This is a genomic window from Flavobacterium sp. TS_SC_5 (assembly GCF_056156265.1).
In genome coordinates, this window is the sequence record NZ_CM149588.1 from 1,186,685 (window position 1) to 1,208,109 (window position 21,425).

The 21,425-nt window shown below is 35.4% G+C and carries 16 protein-coding genes and 1 pseudogene; 5 read left to right on the top strand and 12 right to left on the bottom strand.

Annotation, left to right across the window (positions count from 1 at the left end):
- Positions 1-269: 269 nt before the first annotated feature.
- The 12 genes and pseudogenes from mgtE to panC all read right to left on the bottom strand — a co-directional run bounded on the left by mgtE (position 270) and on the right by panC (position 11,945).
- The gene (gene mgtE, locus AC0J6S_RS05270) at positions 270-1,622 is read right to left on the bottom strand and encodes a magnesium transporter (protein ID WP_474955760.1); all 1,353 of its coding nucleotides are present in this window, start codon (positions 1,620-1,622) and stop codon (positions 270-272) included.
- A complete protein-coding gene (rsmA, locus tag AC0J6S_RS05275) occupies positions 1,612-2,391 on the bottom strand; it encodes a 16S rRNA (adenine(1518)-N(6)/adenine(1519)-N(6))-dimethyltransferase RsmA (RefSeq protein ID WP_474955761.1) in 780 nt (259 codons plus the stop codon). The genes mgtE and rsmA overlap by 11 nt, the downstream gene beginning before the upstream one ends.
- A gap of 41 nt (positions 2,392-2,432) precedes the next feature.
- Positions 2,433-2,912 carry a nucleotidyl transferase AbiEii/AbiGii toxin family protein gene (locus tag AC0J6S_RS05280; RefSeq protein ID WP_474955762.1) on the bottom strand — a complete coding sequence of 160 codons (480 nt, stop codon included), beginning with the start codon at positions 2,910-2,912 and terminating at the stop codon, positions 2,433-2,435.
- Between the two features lies 1 nt (position 2,913).
- Positions 2,914-3,096, bottom strand: a complete 183-nt coding sequence (locus tag AC0J6S_RS05285) for a hypothetical protein (protein ID WP_474955763.1) — start codon at positions 3,094-3,096, stop codon at positions 2,914-2,916.
- 2 nt (positions 3,097-3,098) lie between these two features.
- Entirely contained in the window at positions 3,099-3,413 is a 315-nt protein-coding gene (locus AC0J6S_RS05290) for a DUF4286 family protein (protein WP_474955764.1), read from the bottom strand.
- Positions 3,414-3,482: 69 nt separating this feature from the next.
- Positions 3,483-5,289, bottom strand: a pseudogene (locus AC0J6S_RS05295) (tetratricopeptide repeat protein).
- A gap of 121 nt (positions 5,290-5,410) precedes the next feature.
- Positions 5,411-6,682 (bottom strand): serine--tRNA ligase, encoded by a 1,272-nt coding sequence (serS, locus tag AC0J6S_RS05300; protein WP_474955765.1) that lies wholly within the window; start codon positions 6,680-6,682, stop codon positions 5,411-5,413.
- Positions 6,683-7,018: 336 nt separating this feature from the next.
- The gene (locus tag AC0J6S_RS05305) at positions 7,019-7,558 is read right to left on the bottom strand and encodes a DMP19 family protein (protein ID WP_474955766.1); all 540 of its coding nucleotides are present in this window, start codon (positions 7,556-7,558) and stop codon (positions 7,019-7,021) included.
- A 439-nt stretch (positions 7,559-7,997) separates the two neighbouring features.
- Positions 7,998-9,359 (bottom strand): DNA repair protein RadA, encoded by a 1,362-nt coding sequence (radA, locus tag AC0J6S_RS05310; RefSeq protein ID WP_474955767.1) that lies wholly within the window; start codon positions 9,357-9,359, stop codon positions 7,998-8,000.
- Positions 9,359-10,507 (bottom strand): alpha/beta hydrolase, encoded by a 1,149-nt coding sequence (locus AC0J6S_RS05315; RefSeq protein ID WP_474955768.1) that lies wholly within the window; start codon positions 10,505-10,507, stop codon positions 9,359-9,361. The genes radA and AC0J6S_RS05315 overlap by 1 nt, the downstream gene beginning before the upstream one ends.
- Positions 10,508-10,731: 224 nt before the next feature.
- On the bottom strand, positions 10,732-11,082 hold the full coding sequence (gene panD / locus AC0J6S_RS05320; protein WP_474955769.1) for an aspartate 1-decarboxylase: 351 nt from the start codon (positions 11,080-11,082) through the stop codon (positions 10,732-10,734).
- Positions 11,083-11,096: 14 nt separating this feature from the next.
- Positions 11,097-11,945, bottom strand: a complete 849-nt coding sequence (gene panC, locus AC0J6S_RS05325; RefSeq protein ID WP_474955770.1) for a pantoate--beta-alanine ligase — start codon at positions 11,943-11,945, stop codon at positions 11,097-11,099.
- 108 nt (positions 11,946-12,053) lie between these two features.
- On the opposite strand from panC, the gene AC0J6S_RS05330 reads away from it, so the two are divergent.
- From AC0J6S_RS05330 to AC0J6S_RS05350, 5 genes are all read left to right on the top strand, one after another.
- The gene (locus tag AC0J6S_RS05330; RefSeq protein ID WP_474955771.1) at positions 12,054-12,860 is read left to right on the top strand and encodes a glycogen/starch synthase; all 807 of its coding nucleotides are present in this window, start codon (positions 12,054-12,056) and stop codon (positions 12,858-12,860) included.
- A gap of 20 nt (positions 12,861-12,880) precedes the next feature.
- A complete protein-coding gene (locus AC0J6S_RS05335) occupies positions 12,881-14,542 on the top strand; it encodes a DUF4270 domain-containing protein (RefSeq protein WP_474955772.1) in 1,662 nt (553 codons plus the stop codon).
- 9 nt (positions 14,543-14,551) lie between these two features.
- Entirely contained in the window at positions 14,552-16,399 is a 1,848-nt protein-coding gene (gene glmS / locus AC0J6S_RS05340) for a glutamine--fructose-6-phosphate transaminase (isomerizing) (RefSeq protein ID WP_474955773.1), read from the top strand.
- Between the two features lie 378 nt (positions 16,400-16,777).
- Positions 16,778-19,603, top strand: a complete 2,826-nt coding sequence (locus AC0J6S_RS05345) for a TonB-dependent receptor domain-containing protein (RefSeq protein ID WP_474955774.1) — start codon at positions 16,778-16,780, stop codon at positions 19,601-19,603.
- Positions 19,604-19,629: 26 nt separating this feature from the next.
- Positions 19,630-21,207: a G-D-S-L family lipolytic protein gene (locus tag AC0J6S_RS05350; protein ID WP_474955775.1), complete on the top strand. Its 1,578-nt coding sequence runs from the start codon at positions 19,630-19,632 to the stop codon at positions 21,205-21,207.
- Positions 21,208-21,425: the final 218 nt, after the last annotated feature.

A 21,425-nucleotide genomic window follows, 5' to 3' on the forward strand; every position in this document is an offset into this window, starting at 1 on the left:
GTAAGGGAAAAGTGTTGGTTGTGTAGTTATAGTTGTATTAGTTTGTCGTTGAATTCCCTCTCAATATTCTATTATCTTTCTTCTTTATTATATTCTCTTTATTCTCTTCTCTTTATTCTCTTCTCTTTATTCAATTCTCTTTATTCAATTCTCTTTATACAATTCTCTTTATACAATTCTCTTTATTCTCATCTCTTTATTCTCTTCTCTTTATTCTCTTCTCTTTATTCTCTTCTCTTTATTCTCATCTCTTTGTTCTATTCTCTCGCTTAAAACCCTAAAATCATTTTTGCAATCGAAAAATAAATCAGAATTCCGCAAATATCATTGCTCGTTGTGATGAACGGCCCTGTGGCTAAAGCGGGGTCAACACCAAATTTATCCAGCAACAACGGTACAAAAGTTCCTATTAATGAAGCAATAATAATTACCGACATCAATGCTACGGTAACAATAACCCCAATGATCAATTCGACATTCAATAAAAAATGACTTCCTAAAAATAATATTGTAGCTAAAATAAGTCCGTTTAATAAGCTTAGAGATACTTCTTTGACCAATCTATTAAATAATGATCCGCTCAACGTATTATTAGCCAAACCCTGCACTATAATTGCCGAAGATTGCACCCCAACATTTCCTGCCATGGCGGCAATAAGTGGTGTGAAAAAGAATAAGTTTCCATGCAGAAGCATCGCTCCTTCAAATAATCCGAGCACTTTTACGGATATAAAACCACCCAAAAGAGCTAAAACTAGCCAAGGTAATCTTGCTTTTGTATGCTCAAATATACTGTCATCTGCTTCAACGTCCTGCGAGATACCTGCCGCCAACTGGTAATCCTCATCGGCTTCATCCTTGATTACATCCACAATGTCATCAATAGTGATTCGACCTACTAATCGTCCCATTTCATCCACAACAGGAATGGCTTCTAAATCGTATTTTTGCATGATTCTGGCCACCTCAACATCTTCAGTATCTACTTTAACCGAGTTTAATTTTCGGATGTAAACATCATTAATAGGTGTTCTTGAAGAAGTGGTCAACAAATCCTTCAGAGACAAACGCCCTTTCAATCGGTCTTCATCATCCACCACATAAATCGAATGGACCCTGGAAATATTTTCGGCCTGAATCCGCATTTCTTTTACACAAGTAAGTACATTCCAATTTTCATTGACTTTAACCAATTCCTTATGCATGATTCCACCAGCAGTATCTTCGTCATAACGCAATAAGTCAACGATATCTTTGGCGTGCTCCACATCCTGAAGTTCTGATATTACCTCAGCTTTCAAATCTTGTGAAAGCTCCGCAATAATATCGGCTGCATCATTGGTTTCCAGCTCATCTAATTCTTCCGCAATCTCTTTTGCCGAAAGTCTGCTTAATATATTCTCCCGCAAATCATCTTCCAATTCCAGAAGAATCTCAGCGGTTTTTTCACTGTCTAATACTTTAAAAATGTAAGTTGCCTCATTAAAATCAAGCTCATCCAGAATTTCGGCAATATCAGCATGGTGCATATCATTCAATAAAACTTCCAGTTGTTGGTCGTTTTTATTTTGAATGAGTTGCTCTAATTCCTGAATTAATTCTTTGCTGATTTTAAACTCCATCGGCTTCTATTTTTTGGGTGAGTTCTATGAACTGTTCTACATTTAATTGTTCTGGTCGAAGATTGAAAATCTCATCTTCTCTCAAACTATCCGACAAATTTAAGGTTTTCAAGCTGTTTCGTAACGTTTTGCGTCGTTGCTGAAAAGCCGTTTTCACTACGGTAAAAAACAATTTTTCGCCGCAAGGCAAGCTGTAATCTTTCTTCCTGCGCAAACGTAAAACTCCTGATTTCACTTTTGGTGGCGGAATAAATACATTTTCATCAACCGTGAATAAATATTCGGCATCATAAAAAGCCTGAACTAAAACGGACAGAATTCCATACGCTTTTGTGCCTTTTTTTTCACAAATACGTTGCGCTACTTCTTTCTGGAACATCCCTGCAAATTCCGGAATCTGATCGCGGTATTCCAAAGTTCTAAACACGATCTGTGTCGAAATATTATACGGGAAATTCCCAATTATAGCAAATTGTTTCCCTTCAAAAGTTTCATTAATATCATACTTCAAAAAATCTTTTGAAATGATTCTGTCTTTTAATTTTGGATAATTCTGGTCCAAATACGTCACTGATTCCGTATCGATTTCAATAACATACGTATTGATTGGTTTATCCAACAAATATTTTGTCAAAACTCCCATTCCCGGACCTATCTCTAATACATCATCATATCCTTCTAAGTTCAACGTGTCAGCAATGTCTTTTGCAATGCTTTCGTCTTTCAAGAAGTGTTGTCCGAGGTGTTTTTTGGCTGTTACTTTTTCCATGTTTATGCTGAATATTTTCAGTATTTTTTATTTCCCTAATTTTATGGGTTTTTGTTTATTTCTCGCAATTGCTGAATATCCAATAAATCCTTAGGTCTGTTTGCTTTTATTTTACTTGTTATTAAATCCTCTAGTGACAGTACATTCCATTTCAAAAAAAGATTGTCATTCACTTGTACTTCTTCGCTGCTTTCAAACGCTTCAGAAAAAGTTTTATTTACAGAAAATTTTGTAATTAATTCTAAATCTAAGTCTACAGGAGAGAATTTAACGGAAATATTTTGTTCTTGTTTTTTTACATTTTCGGGGAAATCATCAATTTCATATCCCATTTCATTAAAAACGGCTACTAATTTTTTAAAGTTTTCATCCGTAGTCTCTATCCAAAAATCGACATCCGCAGAATGGCGCTGGTATCCATGAAAATTTACCGCTCCTCCGCCAACCATCAACATTCTTACGTTATGTTTATTGGCAATAGAAATGAATTGATTGATATTTTCTTCCCATTTTTGAATCATATCAGCTTGCTTTTATTTGAATAATAAAATTCGAATTAATGTCGTTTTTATGCTTCATTGGAAACTGATTCACCTTTTCCATCAAACGCAAAAATTGATAAAAACGTTCTGCTTTGGACAATTTCAAAAAATTCTCCAGTTGTTTTCTATTGCTTTCTTCTTTGGTTTGAAAATGGAGTTCCATGGCTATTTATAATCTGCAATTAGTTCTAATTCCGTTCTAAACGCTAACATTTTGTCTCCAAATAATTTTGGTCCTTCTTCGCGAAAACCAGGCGCATCTTCCTGATAATATTTCTCCAAAGTTTCTTTACTGTCCGTCGCATATTGAACGGAATAGGTAACTCCACCCATTTCCTCCTCAATTAAAACACGCACCATTCTTGCCGAAGAGAATTTCCCTGTAGCTAAAATTTCAGGAATATGCTTGTGTTGCATCCAAATCATCCATTGATCGTGAACGCTTTCATGTATGTTTGTGGTAACGTTGTATAGTATCATTTTTTTTGATTGTTAGATTATTAGATTATTAGACTTTTCAAAAAATCCAAGAATCTAAGTAATCAGTTTTTATAAATTAGTATCGCCTCGCAATTGCCTGAATTTCTTTCTGGCTTCCACAAAATAAATACTGTCCTGATGATTGAACAATACCTTTTCATACAATGGTTTCGCTTTTTCAGGCAACAACTGCTTGTTATAAATTTCTGCCGAAAAATACAACGCCTCGTCTATGTAAATTCCGTCGCTGTGTTCGTCGATGATCATTTGGTATTGGCTTAAAGCCAAAGTAAAATCGCCTTTCTTTTCGTATATTTTCCCTAATCGCAATAAGGTCACAGCCTCTATTTGCTTCGCCTGTTCGAGCATAGCTCTCGAGCCCTGTCCTTTACTATTTTTTAAAATAGACTGAAACTGCGCAATAGCTTCCTGATTCCTGTTTTGATACAACAGATAATCTCCTTTGGCAAACTGTTTCAAAGCTGTTTGTGTCGAATCAGCTGCAGTGTTGTCATTAATTAACAGAAAATATTCCAAAGCATCATTGGCAATTAACTGCGTATTGGCTGATTTCAATTCCTTAAATTGTTTCAATGCCCACGCAAAATCAGTTTTGAAATAACTCGTTTTAGCCGCTTTCAAACTCGCTTCATGCGCCATTACATCATTCTTCAAATCCAATTCTATCTGGGAATAATAGATCAAGGCCTGATTAAATTTTTCTTCGTACAGTAAAATATCTGCCAGTTCCATTTTGGCATTGGCCAGCCTGATAATCATTCAATTGCAATTCCAACGCTCTCTTGACAATTGCCTTTCCTTCTTCTGGTTTTTTTAAAATAAAAGCCGTAAAATGGGCCTGAATCAGCTGCAAAGATAAGGTAAAAGGACTTATTTCAAATTGTTTCAACAAAGCGTCTAATTCTGTGCTGATGGCTGCAAAATCATTTTCGGATGCTTTTTCAATTTTCATGGTTATCAAATAGGAATTTGCCTGAATCAGCAATTCTAAATCCTGTGTGTTTTCCAATACAAATCCCAAAATTTCTTTAGCTGCTTCAGCATTATCTTCATCAATGGCGAGTTGTCCTAAATTCACGATATTAGCAAGCGATTCCGGATTGCGTTTGTAAATGGCTTTTTCCTGAATAAATGCTTTCGCGAATTCTTTTTGTTGTACATAAAACCAACTCAAATAATGGTTCCAAAAAAGATCTTGGTTTTTTTGGGTTCTTATTATTAATGCTTTCCGCAACAGTTCATTGAAATTTGCATCGCCTTCATCAACCATAAAACGAACCAGTTGATTCTGTATTCTGATAGAGTTTTGAGGATTAGCAAACGCTTCATCCAAGAAAGTGGAAATCATCATTTCCATATTAGACAATTGTCCGTAAAGCAATCCTATTTGGTAATTGAAATTGAAATTAGGCTCTAATTGTGTGGCGGTTTGGTAGGATTTCAATGCGTAATCGAGCAGCACTTTTCGCTCAAAAGAATTTGATATCCCATAAACTTCATTTGGATTTTTTTTGATTCGGTGCAAAGCCTGTTCGTAGTACATCTTGGCTTTGTCGTCATTTTTTTGCAACTGAAAATTATAGCCCAATTCCACCAAAAGATTTCCTTGATTGTGTTTTTCAAGTCGTTCTTGAATGGCTTTTTCAGCACTTTCAAACTGACGCAATTGCTGAGAACAATCTATTATTCTTAAAAAATATTGGGAGTTCAACGGAATCTCTTTCAGCAATTCTTCATAGCTGATTTTTGCTTTTTCAAAATCGCCTTTGTCATAATAATACTGCGCTAATTGTTCGTTTTGCGAAAAACAAACCAATGAAAAAAACAGGGCGATATGTAGAAAGAGTTTTTTCATTGTTACATGCAATTTGTTTTGTCAAACATCAATTTTTTTTAAACATATAAGTCATATAAGAATTGCATTGCTCTAAATTTAAAACTTTGCAAAAACTGACATGACTTATATGTTAAAATTTTTAGTCTATAATATCAAATCCGCAATACGGACGTAAAACCTCAGGGATTACGATTCCTTCCGGAGTTTGGTAATTTTCTAAAATTCCAGCCAAAACTCTTGGCAAAGCCAATGCACTTCCGTTTAAGGTGTGCGCCAACTGGTTTTTTCCGTCTTTGTCTTTGAAACGCAATTTCAAACGATTGGCTTGAAAAGTCTCAAAGTTAGAAACTGAACTGATTTCCAACCAACGATCTTGCGCGGTAGAAAACACTTCGAAATCATACGTTAAAGCCGATGTGAATCCCATATCACCGCCGCAAAGACGTAATATTCTGTATGGTAATTTCAATTCTTGTAAAATACTTTTCACATGTTCTACCATTCCCTCCAACGCTTCGTATGATTTATCCGGATGTTCTACACGAACGATTTCCACTTTGTCAAATTGATGCAAACGGTTCAATCCACGTACATGCGCTCCGTAAGAACCTGCTTCACGACGGAAACATGGCGTATAAGCCGTAGTCAAAACTGGCAATTCATTTTCGTTTAAGATTACATCACGGAACAAATTCGTTACCGGAACTTCAGCCGTTGGAATCAAGTATAAATCATCGGTTTTATCATGGTACATTTGCCCTTCTTTATCCGGCAATTGTCCCGTTCCATAAGCCGAAGCTTCGTTTACCATGTGCGGAACCTGAACTTCATTATACCCTGCAGCGGTATTTTTGTCCAAGAAATAATTGATTAAGGCACGTTGTAATCGTGCTCCCTTTCCTTTATACACCGGAAATCCTGCACCCGTAATTTTGACACCTAATTCAAAATCAATGATGTCGTATTTTTTTACCAATTCCCAATGCGGTTGAGCACCTTCGTGCAAAACTGGAATCTCCCCTTCTTCAAAAACGTTTAGGTTTTCCTCCGGTGTTTTCCCAACAGGGACAATATCAGCAGGAAGATTAGGTAATGTATATAATTTCTCTAAAAGTTCAGAGGCAAGCGCATCAGCCGTTTCCGCTAAAGCTTTACTTTTCTCTTTGTTTAAAACAGTTTTTTCTTTTAAAATTGCGGCTTTAGATTTCTCACCCGCTTTCATTAATTCGCCAATGTCTTTGGATAATTTATTAGATTCGGATAAAATGCTGTCTAACTCTACCTGCGTAGCGCGACGTTTTTCATCCAGTTGTACCACTTCTTCAACAACACTTTTGGCATCGATATTTCTTTTTGCCAAAGCGGTGATTACTTTTTCCTGATTCTCTCTAATAAATGCAATTTGTAACATAGCTTGATTTTTTTAACGCTAACTTTTATAATAATGGAAGCAAATTTAAGGAAATGTTTGCTAGAAATGGGGGAAAGTTTTGATGAAAACCAGTAAGCCTTTTTGATACAGCTTATAGCCCTTTTTTTTACTTCGGATTACAAATTTTAACCACATAGAAACATAGAAAAAAAGAGTTGGATAGCCCCAATTGCTTCGCCTGTTCGCTATCGCTCGGGTCTTGGATTCATATAGCTATAATTTTCTCTAATAAAGTGAAACGACTTTCAAAATATATAAAATCTATGCTTCTATGTGGTTAAAAATAATGCAAAATGAATTTCACCTAATAATTAGCTATTCTCTTTTAATCTCATGACCCACAAATTCCTCTAATGCAGCAAACATGTCGTCTACTGTAAGGACTTCAAAATCCGGGTGAGTTTTTAAAAAAGTCGCATTTAACGTAACTAGGTTTTCTTCAATTTCGAAAAAAGTGTCGTTGTTAAGCAAATCTCTGATAGGATTAACGCCTTCTAGCTTTCCTTTCAAAAATTTATTTAACTTTACACTGCTCATTAATTTTATTTTTTTGGATTGTTGTTGGAACAATTCTAAATGCTTTTCGGCTCCAATCAAAGCCAAACCTTCTTCGATTAATTCGTTTAGTTCTTTGTCCCAACCGGAGTTGTACACAAATTGAGCAAAATTTCCTTCGGTATATTGTGAGGTATAATAATCTAAATAATAACTCATTATAGCATCTTCGTGAATCAAATCATCGTTTACGCCTTCCTCGCGCATTAGGTTGATTACCGAAATATTAGAGTGAATCACATCTTGAAGGTTCTCACTGTTCATTGCTGTTTCTGAAATAATTATTCTACCGAATTCCATAAGTTTTGTGTTTGAATATGTGCTGCAAATTTCGGGTAAATAAAAACAGAAATGAAATACAATTCAATTTATATACTATCAGATTCGTTCCTATTTTTTCTAGTTCATTTTTGAAACCAAAGTTTTCAAACGTGCTGCTTTTTCTTTTTTTTCTTCTTGAAGTTTAGTCTTTTTCCGATTCAGCAATTTGGTATGCAACGCTTTTTTTTTGATATTTTTTTCAGGTCCTTTGGGTATAATTTATTGTGTCATTGCAAGTCAGCTATAAATTTTTAAAGCCAGTGATAATAAAATTTACCGTGTCCATCGATTGTATTCCTACTAATAAAAAAAGCAATAATCCAAACTATAATTGCTGTTTTATGCGCCTACTAGCCTAATCTTTAGTGACAGTAGATTTACAGAAAGGCTAAAATATTTTTGGTTATTCCTGCTTGAATCATCCAAACAACTCACTCGCCACATCTTCAATTTTCGCTACCAATCGGATTTTGATTCCGGTATTTTTCAACGCAATTTTGTTGTATTTGGATACAAAAATGGTCGAAAAACCTAATTTCTCCGCTTCTTGAATGCGTTGGTCCACGCGGTTTACCGGACGTATTTCGCCTGAAAGTCCAACTTCACCGGCAAAACAAAAATCTTTATTGACCGCAATGTCTTCATTCGAGGATAAAATAGCGGCAACAACAGCCAAATCTATCGCAGGGTCATCTACTGAAATTCCTCCGGTTATGTTTAGGAAAACATCTTTGGCGCCAAGCCTAAAACCAGCTCTTTTCTCCAAAACGGCCAGAATCATATTGAGTCTTTTAGCATTGTAACCCGTGGTGCTGCGTTGCGGTGTTCCATAAACTGCGGTGCTTACCAAGGCTTGGATTTCAATCATCAACGGGCGCATGCCTTCTAATGTTGAGGCAATTGCAGTTCCTGATAATTCTTCATCTTTATGTGAAATCAATATTTCTGATGGATTAGAAACTTCTCGCAAACCATTGCCGAGCATTTCATAAATGCCAATTTCGGCAGTGGAACCAAAACGGTTTTTTAAGGATCGTAAAATACGATACACATGATTTCTATCTCCTTCAAATTGTAGAACGGTATCAACCATGTGTTCCAGGATTTTTGGTCCCGCTATGTTTCCGTCTTTGGTAATATGACCAATAAGAATCACGGGAATATTGGTTTCTTTGGCAAACTTGATCAGTTCAGCGGTGGTTTCTCGAATTTGAGAAATACTTCCGGGAGTGGATTCAATATAATCCGTATGCAAGGTTTGAATCGAATCGATAATCACGATTTCAGGTTCGATGGCTTCAATTTGCTTGAAGATATTTTGTGTTTTGGTTTCGGTAAGAATATAGCAATTGTCGCCGCTTGGCGTGATTCTTTCGGCACGCATTTTTATTTGCTTCTGACTTTCTTCGCCCGAAACATATAAGGTTTTGTACGGTAATTTTAAAGAGATTTGGAGTAAAAGCGTGCTTTTTCCAATGCCGGGTTCACCGCCCAAAAGAATCAAGGAGCCGGGAACGATTCCGCCACCCAACACGCGATTAAGCTCCGCGTCAGTCGTGTCCATCCGGATTTCTTGTGCCGAATCAATTTCGTTTATTCGTAACGGTTTTGGTGCTTTATTACTGGAAGTTGGTTCGCTCTTCCAAGCTACTTTTTCTTGTTTTTGGATGATTTCCTCTGCAATGGTGTTCCATTCTTTACAAGAATTGCATTGTCCTTGCCATTTGGCATATTGTGCTCCACAGTTTTGGCAAAAAAAAGTTGTTTTTACTTTTGACATTATTTTTTTGGTGTTTGACTGATCATATCATCATATTTCTCCATCATCATGTTTTTTGTAAGGTCGCCAATTTCTTCTAGTTGGGATGCAGTTTGGTATCGCTTTGCTGCTTTTTTCATGTCACCCGTTTTTTCATACATTAAACCCAATTCATAATCGGCAAGCATTGATTTTGGATAATTTTTAGTAGCAATTTCAGCTAATTTATCCAATTCTGAATACGCTTTGTTTTTAAGAATTGCAGCTTCAATAGCTTTGAAATCATTGACGCGAATGGGAATTTTTAGACCTAAATTTTTAGATAAAACCTCGTATTTGTCAGTTAGGTAATCCACATATCCGGATTGAAGACTGACAATTTTCTCCGAATATTCAGTTGAAGAAATGGGTTTGTAAATATCGAAAAATTGGTATAAAGCATTTGGAATCGAATACAGAACCAGCGAATAATGAGATGCGCCTTTGAAGTTATCAAACTTGTAATTCAGTAACGGATTGGTAACTTGTTTTATATTGGTGTCTAATTGCTTGATTGATGTTTGAAGTTTCTTTACATCGCCATCACCATTTGACTGATAATAAAAAATAGGTTGTTTGAGTTTTGAAAGTTGCTCCGGAATGCGGTTTTCCATATCAGGCGCCAGTTCTGGACTCAATGAAATATAGGCATTAAAAATAGGATTGTCTTTGTATAGAAAAAAGTTCAAAAAACCAGCAGTCGTGTCATGACCGGCAATAATTCGGAAAGGAGCAACAGGATATTTCTTTTCGATATAGGGCAATAACTCCGCACCGATGAATTCGAAAAATTTCGCACCTTTTCCAGAAGGAACGCCATTAGCTTCGTCATAATTGCAGTCGTCAAATCGTTCGTTGTTTTTGTTTTGGCTGATGCCAACGATGATGGTTTCCGGTAAATCATCCCAATACGCACCATAATTTAAAGCGCCGTAGAAAGGTTCAAACAGATAATCTCCATCCAATAAAACGAGAATTGGGTATTTTTTATTTGGATTTTTTTCAAAAGAAGGCGGTAGTCCAATGGTAATTTCTCTGCTTTCGCCAAGCACTTGAGAATCGAAAGCAATCGTAGTTTTTTGTGAAAATACGGAAATAGAAAAGAGTAATAAGAGTATTATTTTTTTCATGTTTTGGTTTGTTTTAGAAAGTATAGAATACTCCATATAAGAGCAAGCAATATAAACATTATTACTTTTATTTGAAAATGGATACCGGAAAATGTTAAGATTGCGCTTTGATATCAAGGGAGGAATCAGCGTTTAAAAAAGTAGCCACTGATTCTGTGATTTTAAAATGCAAAATCAGAGAATCAGTAGCTAGAAAATGTTTGTTGGTTTAATTCGAACAGAAGTTAAGTCAACGAATTGTCGTTTTCATTTGGAAAAATAACCCACGGTTTGAAAGTTTTAGCTTCCTCAAAATCCATGCTTGCGTAGGAAATGATGATGATGATATCGTCTTTTTGAACTTTTCTTGCTGCAGGACCGTTGAGTGTAATGGTTCCTGAATTTTTTTCGCCTTTTATGGCATAAGTTTCAAAACGTTCTCCATTGTTGATGTTTACAATAGAGACTTTTTCGCCTTCAATAATATTGGAAGCTTTTAGTAATGACTCGTCAATAGTGATGGATCCGATGTAATTTAAATCGGCGCCGGTTACCTTAACGCGGTGAATTTTTGATTTTAATACTTGAATTTGCATGCTACAAAAGTAAATTAATTTAATGAAATGGTGTCAATCAAACGAATATTGTTGACTAATACGGCAATAAAAGCGCGGTATTTTTTATTTTTATTTTTTCGAGTACAAGATATAAGCGTTGCTTCATCCGCAATGGTGAAATATTCTAAAGTAAAATGAGGGTTGTTGTCGAATGATTTTTGAACCCATTCTGAAATTTTAGCGGTGCTATTTTTCGAAAATTGCTCTTTTACGGAGCTAAGAATTTTGTAGATAATAGATGCTTCGTCTCTTTCCTGCTCTGATAAACGCTCGTTTCTGGAGCTCATGGCAAGATCATTAGCTTCTCTATAAATAGGACAGCCAATTACGTTTACTTTTAAGTAATTTTTAGCGACCATCTTTTTTACAATTTGTAATTGTTGAAAATCTTTCTCGCCAAAATAAGCGTTAGTTGGATCAACAATTTCAAAAAGTCGCTTTACAATAGTGCCTACACCGTTAAAATGTCCGGGTCTGAATTTGCCTTCCATTTGGTTTTCCAATCCATCAAAATCAAATGGTTCTGAGACTGGTTTTCCGTCATAAATATCTTCAACCGTAGGTGCATATAGGATAATGTTTGGATTTAGATTGGTGAGTTTCTTTACATCCTCCTCTAGTGTTCTTGGGTATTTTGCCAAGTCTTCCGGATTATTGAATTGTGTAGGATTTACAAAAATACTGACAACTGTAGTGTCATTTTCCAGCAGTGATTTCTGCATTAAAGCTAAATGACCTTGATGTAAAGCACCCATAGTAGGAACAAATCCAATAGAGGAATGGATGGTTTTTATAGATTTCAAATAGTCCATTAAAGATGCTTTTCCGTAGAAAATATGCATGGCAGTATTATTAAAATTAAATGCAAACTTACTATTTTAGTTAATAACTGCATAAATTTTTGTAATTTTGCATGGTTTTTATTGCCAATAAATTAAGTAAATTACAATATGAAAGATAAGAGGATATTATATGTATCATCTGAAGTGGTGCCGTACCTCGCTGAAAACGAGGTCTCTTTAATGTCTTATGACGTTCCAAAAATGATTAATGATCAAGGCGGACAGATAAGAATTTTTATGCCAAGGTATGGAAATATTAACGAGAGAAGACACCAATTGCACGAGGTAATAAGACTTTCGGGGATGAATTTGGTAGTAAATGACTTGGATATGCCGTTAATTATTAAAGTGGCTTCTATTCCAAAAGAAAGAATACAGGTTTACTTTATTGATAATGACGAGTATTTTAAAAGAAAAGCAACTTTTGCTGATGAGGAAGGCGTGATGTATCCTGATAATGATGAACGTGCTATTTTCTTTGCAAAAGGAGTTGTGGAGACGGTTAAGAAACTCAACTGGGTACCGGATATTATTCATGTTCATGGATGGATGGCCGCAATGCTACCCATTTATATGAAGCATTTTTATAAAAATGAAGCATTGTTTTCGGAAACAAAAATTGTTACTTCAGTCTACAGCCAGTCTTTTGAAGGGACTTTGAATGAAGAAATGATAAATAAAGTAAAATTTGATGGTGTTCCAGATGATGCAATAGCAGACCTTGAGATTCCAAACTACGAAAATATCATCAAAGCAACTATCAAACATTCTGATGCAGTGATTGTTGCTTCAGAAAACCTCTCTCCAAGTTTAACAAAATTTATAGAATCTTCAGGAAAACCTTTTTTACCTTTCACACCGAAAGATGCATTCGCTGAGGCGTATACTAATTTCTACAGTAACGAAGTTCTTTAAATCAAACTTTTTTAATAAATATGTACAATAATTCTTTTTTTAAGAAAATTCTTTTGGTAGCAAGTGTTGTTTTTATATATGCTTGTGATAAAGACTATAATGAAATTGGTGGAGATTTAATTGGTGAAAATAATTTTGATCTTAATAAGCAGACTTATAGTGTATTGGGTTATAACCAAAAAACAGGACCCATACAATCCAATAATCTTGAAGTAAATCCATTGGGGATTTACAGCAGTACAAATTTTGGTGAAACAACGGCTAATTTTAATACACAGTTAACTTTATCTGCGTTAATTACCTCAGTAAGTACAAATTTATTTGTGGAAAGTGTTGTTCTTACAGTTCCATATTATACGGATGTAACACAATTAAAAGTTAATGCTGATGGAACTCGCGTATATGTTTTAGATTCTATCTACGGACCGGAAAAAGCTAAAATGAAATTAAGTATCTATGAATCTGGCTATTTTATGAGAGACGCAGATCCTGTTGGAGGATTTCAACAAGCTCAAAAATATTTCACTGATCAAGATGCTGATTTCAATAATTTGAAGGTTGGAGAACGTTTGAATAATAGTTCGAACACAGCTGAAAATGATGAATTTTTCTTTGATTCGGCTGAGCATCCTGTAGTCGCTACGGATACAGTAACAGGTGTTAAAACGACAACGTATACAGCGCCGGGAATGCAATTGAATTTGAATAAAGATTATTTTAAAACAAGAATCCTTGACGCAGTTAATTCAGGTAAATTAGCTTCAAATGATGTTTTTAGAAATTACTTCAGAGGACTTTATTTTAAAATGGAGAAATCAGGAAGCAGCGCAGGAAATTTAGCAATGTTGAATTTTAAAGCTGGTAAAATAACCATCACATATAAGGAGGATTTAGCCTCAACAACGGGTGGCGCTACAACGAGAGTTAAAAAGACAATAGTTCTTAATATGACAGGTAATACTGTTAGTTTGTTGAAAAATGATTACAGTGTTAATGGAAGTGCTTATGATGCCTTGGCAAATACCGGAAACCAAACCGAGGGGGATGATAAATTATTCCTAAAAGGTGGTGAAGGTTCTATAGCGGTTTTGGATCTTTTCGATAAAAAAGATTTGAAAGGGTATGATGCTAATGGTGTTTTAACTAGTCCTAATGGGATTTCAGATGAGTTGGATGATTTAAGAAATCCTGCTGATGGTAAAAAACTATTGGTGAATGAAGCCAATTTGGTTTTTCATATTGATGCTACTGCAATGGCTAATAGTTTTGAACCGCAAAGAATTTATTTGTATGATTTTAAGAACAGCCGACCTATAGCAGATTATTACCTAGATGTAACATCAAGTAGTGTTGATGCAAAGAAATCAAAAGGATTTTTTGACGGTATGATAAAAAAAGACGCCACTAGTAAAAAGGGATTGACTTATAAAATCAGAATCACCAATCATATCCGAAATCTGATCAATAATAAAGATTCAACTAATGTTAAATTAGGTCTTGTGGTTACAGAAGATATTGGGGTAATTGCATCTTACAAAGTAAAAACTCCAAATGCGAATATTAGTCAAGCGCCTAAAGCTTCGGTTATGAACCCGTTAGGAACTGTTTTACACAGCGGAAAATCTACAGTAGCCGAGGCTAAAAGATTAAAACTAGAAATTTTTTATACAAAACCTAATTAAACCAAGACTATGTGTGGAATCGTTGGATATATTGGATACAGAGAAGCGTATCCTATTGTAATTAAAGGCTTAAAAAGACTCGAATATAGAGGCTATGACAGTGCTGGTGTCATGTTATATGATGGTGAAAATCTAAAGATTTCAAAAACTAAAGGAAAAGTTTCAGATCTTGAGGAAAGAGCTTCAAAAGAGATAACTACTAATGGAACTATTGGGATTGGTCATACACGTTGGGCTACGCATGGTGTTCCAAATGATGTGAACTCCCATCCACATATTTCTAATTCAGGCGACTTAGCAATAGTTCACAACGGAATTATTGAAAATTATGCGCCTTTAAAAGCGGAGTTGATCAAGAGAGGATATGTTTTTCATTCAGATACAGATACCGAAGTATTGATTAATCTTATTGAAGAAGTACAGAAAAAGGATAACCTAAAATTAGGTAAAGCTGTTCAGGTGGCTTTGAATCAAGTAGTAGGAGCTTATGCAATTGCTGTTTTTGACAAAAAAACTCCAAATGAAATTGTTGCAGCCCGTTTAGGAAGTCCATTAGCAATTGGTGTTGGCGAAGGGGAATTTTTTATAGCTTCAGATGCATCTCCATTTATTGAATATACCTCTAATGCTATTTATCTGGAAGATGGAGAAATGGCAAATATTAGATTGCATAAACAAATGAAAGTTCGTAAAATTAAAGATGATTCTTTAGTTAATCCAACTATTCAAGAACTTCAAATGAATTTGGAGCAAATTGAAAAAGGAGGTTACGATCACTTTATGTTGAAAGAAATTTATGAGCAACCAAGCGTAATCAAAGACACTTATCGTGGAAGACTTCATGCAAATGAAGGTTTAATCCAAATGGCAGGTGTTGAGGATAATTTAGAAAAGTTCTTAAATGCGGAAAGAATTATAATTGTTGCTTGTGGTACCTCATGGCATGCAGGTCTAGTAGCTGAATATATTTTTGAGGAATTTGCAAGAATCCCTGTCGAAGTAGAATATGCTTCTGAATTTAGATATAGAAATCCAATTATAAACAGTAAAGATATTGTTATTGCAATTTCTCAATCAGGAGAAACAGCTGATACAATGGCTGCGATAAAATTGGCTAAAGAAAGTGGCGCATTTGTTTTTGGAGTTTGTAACGTAGTAGGTTCTTCTATTTCAAGAGAAACTCATGCAGGTGCTTACACTCATGCTGGACCTGAAATAGGAGTTGCATCAACAAAAGCATTTACAACTCAAATAACTGTTTTGACAATGATTGCGTTGCGTTTGGCTAAAGCCAAAGGAACATTGTCAAATTCAGTTTTTCATACCTATTTGCAAGAATTAGAAATCATTCCTGAAAAAGTAAAAGAAGCTTTAGAAACAAATGATAGAGCAAAAGAGATAGCTGCAGTTTTCAAAGACGCTCCTAATTGTTTGTATCTGGGAAGAGGATATAATTTTCCAGTAGCTCTTGAAGGTGCTTTGAAATTAAAAGAGATTTCCTATATTCATGCTGAAGGATATCCTGCGGCAGAAATGAAACACGGGCCTATTGCTTTAATTGATGAGCACATGCCAGTGGTTGTAATTGCACCAAAACAAGGGCATTACGATAAAATTGTAAGTAATATTCAAGAAATCAAATCCAGAAGTGGAAAAATTATAGCAGTAGTTACTAAAGGGGATACACAAGTGCGTGAATTGGCGGATTATGTTATTGAAATTCCGGAAACTTCGGATGCATTATCACCGTTGATTACTACTATTCCATTGCAACTGTTGTCATATCATATTGCTGTTATGCGCGGATGCAATGTAGATCAGCCTCGTAATCTTGCAAAATCAGTTACGGTAGAATAATTCGTAGTTAACTGCTTTATAAATACCAAGCCTCGGAAGTTTTCTTTCGAGGCTTTTTTTGTGCGTCAAATTTTCATTTTTGTCAGATGCCTTTAAAGTCTCCAAAAGTGAAAAAAACTATAAATTTGGGGGTTTTTATCACTTTTATCAAATATCTAAAAATTAATAATTATTTTGTGATATATGTATTTTTTATATGCATGCATAATGATATTCTGTTTTTTTAGCACAAATTTTAACATTAAATAATTAATTATAAATACGGAATAAGCGCAAATGGGGCAAATTAACTGATGAATATGAAATTTTTTCGGTCCTTTTTTATTAATATCAAAAATATTTGTACTTTGGCTTCATAAACCAACAAATTATAACCCAATGAGAGTGTATTTACTTTTTTTGTCATTGTTTTTTTGTAGCTTAACTTTTGCTCAAAACTCAATTTCAGGTATTGTTACAGATAGTAACAACCAACCTATTCCTGGAGCCAACATAAAAATTGTTGGGGACTCTTCGGGTACGATTTCTGATTTAGACGGTTCATTTACGTTACAATCTTCTAAAAAGCCACCTTTTGTTATTGAGGTTTCAAGTGTAGGGTTTACATCTCAAAAAATTTCAGTTTCTTCGGCTAGTCAAAAAATTTCAGTAAAGTTATTGGATGAAGAGAATAAGCTAGATGAAATCGTAGTTTCTGCTTCAAGAACGCCAGAACGCGTATTAGAGTCGCCAGTTACTATTGAAAGAATGGGAATAGCTGAAATTAAAAAAACGGCATCACCTTCTTTTTATGATGGTTTAGAAAATCTTAAAGAAGTTCAAATGAATACATCTAGTATGTCGTTTAAATCAATCAACACACGTGGTTTTGCATCAGTTGCCAACACACGTTTTATGCAGTTAGTAGACGGGATGGATAATGCTTCTCCTTTATTAAACTTTCCATTAGGAAATTTAATTGGTATTTCAGAAATCGACGTACAAAGCGTTGAATTATTGCCAGGAGCTTCTTCGGCTTTATATGGCGCAAATGCATTTAATGGAATATTATTCATGACAAGTAAAAGTCCGTTTGTAAGCGAGGGAATTCAAGCTTACGCTAAATTTGGACAAACTTCTCAAAAAGCTGCCGGTACAAATGACTATGTTGATTACGGTATACGTATGGCTAAAAAATTCAACAATTATTTTGCAGCCAAAGCTAACTTCACTTACATGAGAGGTACAGAATGGCATGCAGTAAATACCGATGATAAAACTCGCCAAGGAGTAGATAGAAATACAACCAATTATGATGGTATTAATGTTTTTGGTGATGAAGTTGCTACAAATATCAAAAGCGTGGGTTCAGCATTAGCAGCTCAAGCTATAATACCAGCTTCTTTTGTAAGTTTATTACCTAACACTGTTGTTAGTAGAACAGGGTACAATGAGGTGGATTTAACTGATAATAAAGTGTCGAATACAAAAATTGATTTCGCTTTACACTTTCGGCCTTTTGGTGACGAGAAATTAGAGGTGATTTGGCAAAGTAAATTTGGATATGGAAATACAGTATATCAAGGAGCTAATCGCTACTATTTGAATAACTTTTTTATGCAACAACATAAAATCGAATTCAAAGGGAAAAACTTCTTTGTAAGAGGATATACCACTACTGAAGATGGTGGACAATCGTATGATATGGTGTTTGCTGGTATTAACACAAACAGAAAGTGGAAAGATGATAGAACATGGTTTGGTCAATACGCCGGTGCTTTTGCTCAATCTACTTTACTTGGAGCTTTACCTGCCGATGCACATGCACGCGCTAGAGCTGCCGCTGATACTGGAAGGTTAATACCTGGAACTGCAGCTTTCAAAAGCGCGTTTAATTCGGTTATTAGTAATCCAGATGTTTTATCAGGGGCACAATTAGTTGATAATTCAACGATTAATCACGCCGATGCCAATTATAATTTTAAAGATCAAATAAAATTTGCTGAAGTGCAAGTAGGGGGGTCTTATAGACAATATGTGTTAAATTCTTTTGGACGTATTTACACTGATGCTGATGGTCCTATTCGTTACGATGAGTATGGTGCATATACACAAGTAATGAAAAAAATACTTGATGATCGCTTAAAATTTACAGGATCTATTCGATATGATAAAGCGCAAAATTTTGATGGAAATTTTTCCCCGCGGCTATCTTTGGTTTATTCAGGAGGCGAAAGCAGAAGACATAATTTTAGAGGTTCGTTCCAAACAGGTTTTAGAAACCCAACGACACAAGATCAATATATAGGTTTCAATGTGGGTAATGCTGTTTTATTAGGTTCAGCACCAGACAATTTGACTCGTTTTAGAGAAACATTAGCAATTTCAGGTGCAGCAGTGCCTACAGTGGGAGGTACAGTAAACATCAATGGTCTTACTGCTTATAATAATTCTTACACAGCTACATCTGCAGCCGCTTTTAGTGCTTCCGGTAATTCTGCATTGCTAAGAAAAACAACTGCAGGTTTGGTAAAGCCAGAAGAGGTTAAAGCTTTTGAACTTGGATACCGTTCTTTCATCAATAAAACATCTATTGATATCAACGGATATTACAACATCTACAATAACTTTATTGGAAACTTAAATGTTGTAGCTCCATTATATGGTACGGCTCAGGATGCGCCTACTCCTGCGGGTGCTGATTTGGCAGTTTTCCCTACTGATCAGGGTGGTCAAACGGTACATGCTTTGCGAACAGGAAATACAAGAACATTTCAATTGTATACAAATACGCCACTTGAAATCGAATCAATTGGTTTTGGTGTAGGATTATCAAGAAAAATATACAAAGATTTCGAAATAGGAGCCAATTATAACTTCGCTGAGTTTAGTTTTGATGAATCTAAAGACCCTAGTTTTGAAGCTGGATTTAACACGCCTAAACACCGTGTGAAAGCATCTATAGGTAATGAAAAATTATTTCCAAATTTCGGATTTAATATAAGCGGAAGATGGAACAGCGAGTACTTATGGCAAGCTTCTTTTGCTGATGGAATTATTGAAGCGGCAACGGTAATTGACATGCAAATCAATTATGAATTTCCTTCTCTTAAGTCCACTTTTAAAATTGGTGCTTCAAACATTGGAGGTAGAGAATATGCTCAAGTATTAGGAGCGGGACTTATAGGTCAGCAGTATTTTGCATCTTGGACAATCAATCCGTAATTCATTAAAACTAAAATCAAAAAACAATGATAAAAAATTTCAAATGGTTGCTATTTGCTTCTTTAGCATTTGTAGCATGTAATAATGAGGATGAAGTTCTAATTGATACAACTTCGTCCGATGGTAAAACTTTAACTGCTGGCACAGCGGTGGTAACAAAGTATATTGCGTTAGGAGATTCCTATGCAGCTGGTTTTAGCGATAATGCTTTATTTATTGAAGGTCAAAAAGGTTCATATGCTAATATTATTGGACAACAATTTGCATTAGCCGGTGGAGGAGAATTCAAGACGCCTTTCATGGCTGATAATTTGGGAGGACTTTTGTTAGGTGGAAATCCTATATTAGGAGTGCGATTGTTTTTTGATTTAACACCGCCTCCTCCTTTAACATCTCCAGCTCCATTATCAGTTGCAGGAAGACCATCAACTGAAGTTACTACAAAACTTACAGGTCCTTTTAGTAACCTTGGTGTGCCAGGTGCAAAAAGTTACCATTTAATAGCACCAGGATATGGCAATCTTGCTGGAGTACAAGCAGGTTTAGCCAATCCTTATTTTGCAAGATTCGCTACATCGGCAACAACATCTGTGGTAGCTGATGCGGTTGCTCAAGATCCTACTTTTTTCTCTTTGTGGATAGGTGGCAATGATGTACTTGGGTATGCAACATCAGGAGGTTCAGGAAGAAACCAAACAGGAAATATGAATCCCGCTACTTATGCAAGCAATGATATTACCGATCCAACGGTGTTTGCAAGCGTATATAATTCTATAGTTACCACTATGACCGCCAAAGGAGCGAAAGGTGTTGTAGCAAATTTACCATATGTAACAGCTTTACCTTTTTTTACTACGGTACCATTTAATCCTCTTACTGCATCTGTTTTAGGTCGTGGAAATGTGGCTATAGGAACAGCTACAATCCAAGATTTAAATGTGAGATTATACCAACCTCTTAAGCAAGCATTGACTGCTTTTGGTGCAGGATCTCGTATAGAGTTGTTGTCAACTACTACTGCAAACCCGTTATTAATAGTTGATGAGAGTTTGCCAAACCTTTCGGCTCAATTAACGGCTGCATTTACACCTACTTTGGGATTACAAACCGCTACCTTCTACGGTCAAGTTTTTGGTCAAGCCAGACAAGCTACTAGAGAAGATCTAGTGGTTCTTACTGCTCAAACAGTAATTGCATCTGCGCCAGCAGGTATTCCTGCACCATTAAATGTTTTTGGAGTTACCTATCCTATGCAGGACATACATGTGTTAACTAAAGCTGAAGTTGCAGAAGTTAAAATAGCTACAGATGCGTACAATGCTACTATTAAATCTATTGCTGATGCGAAAGGGTTAGCATTTGTAGAGTTAAAAGGTGTTACAGATCAATTAGCATCTCCTGCTGGAATTGTTTACAATGGATTTACTACAACATCTACCTTTGTTACCGGTGGTATGTTCTCTCTAGATGGAGTGCATCCTAGCCCAAGAGGGTACGCAATTATTGCCAACCTGTTTACTGATGCTATCAATGTGAAATTTGGTTCCAACTTTAAAAATGTAAATGTTGGTCAGTATCGTATATTGTATCCTGAATCATTGTAAAAATTCAAAACAAACTATTAAATCAACCACCCTTTTTCTATCACGTGGTGGTTTTTTTTATTTAAGCAAAATGGTAATATTATTTGATTCGTTGATATTTTTCCGATCATTTAATATTTCATTTTTTTTATAATAAAAGATGTTGATTTTTTACTTTAAAAAATTATCTTTGCAAACTGAAAAAAGCATGTAATCGTAAAGTTTCGATTACTACTCAT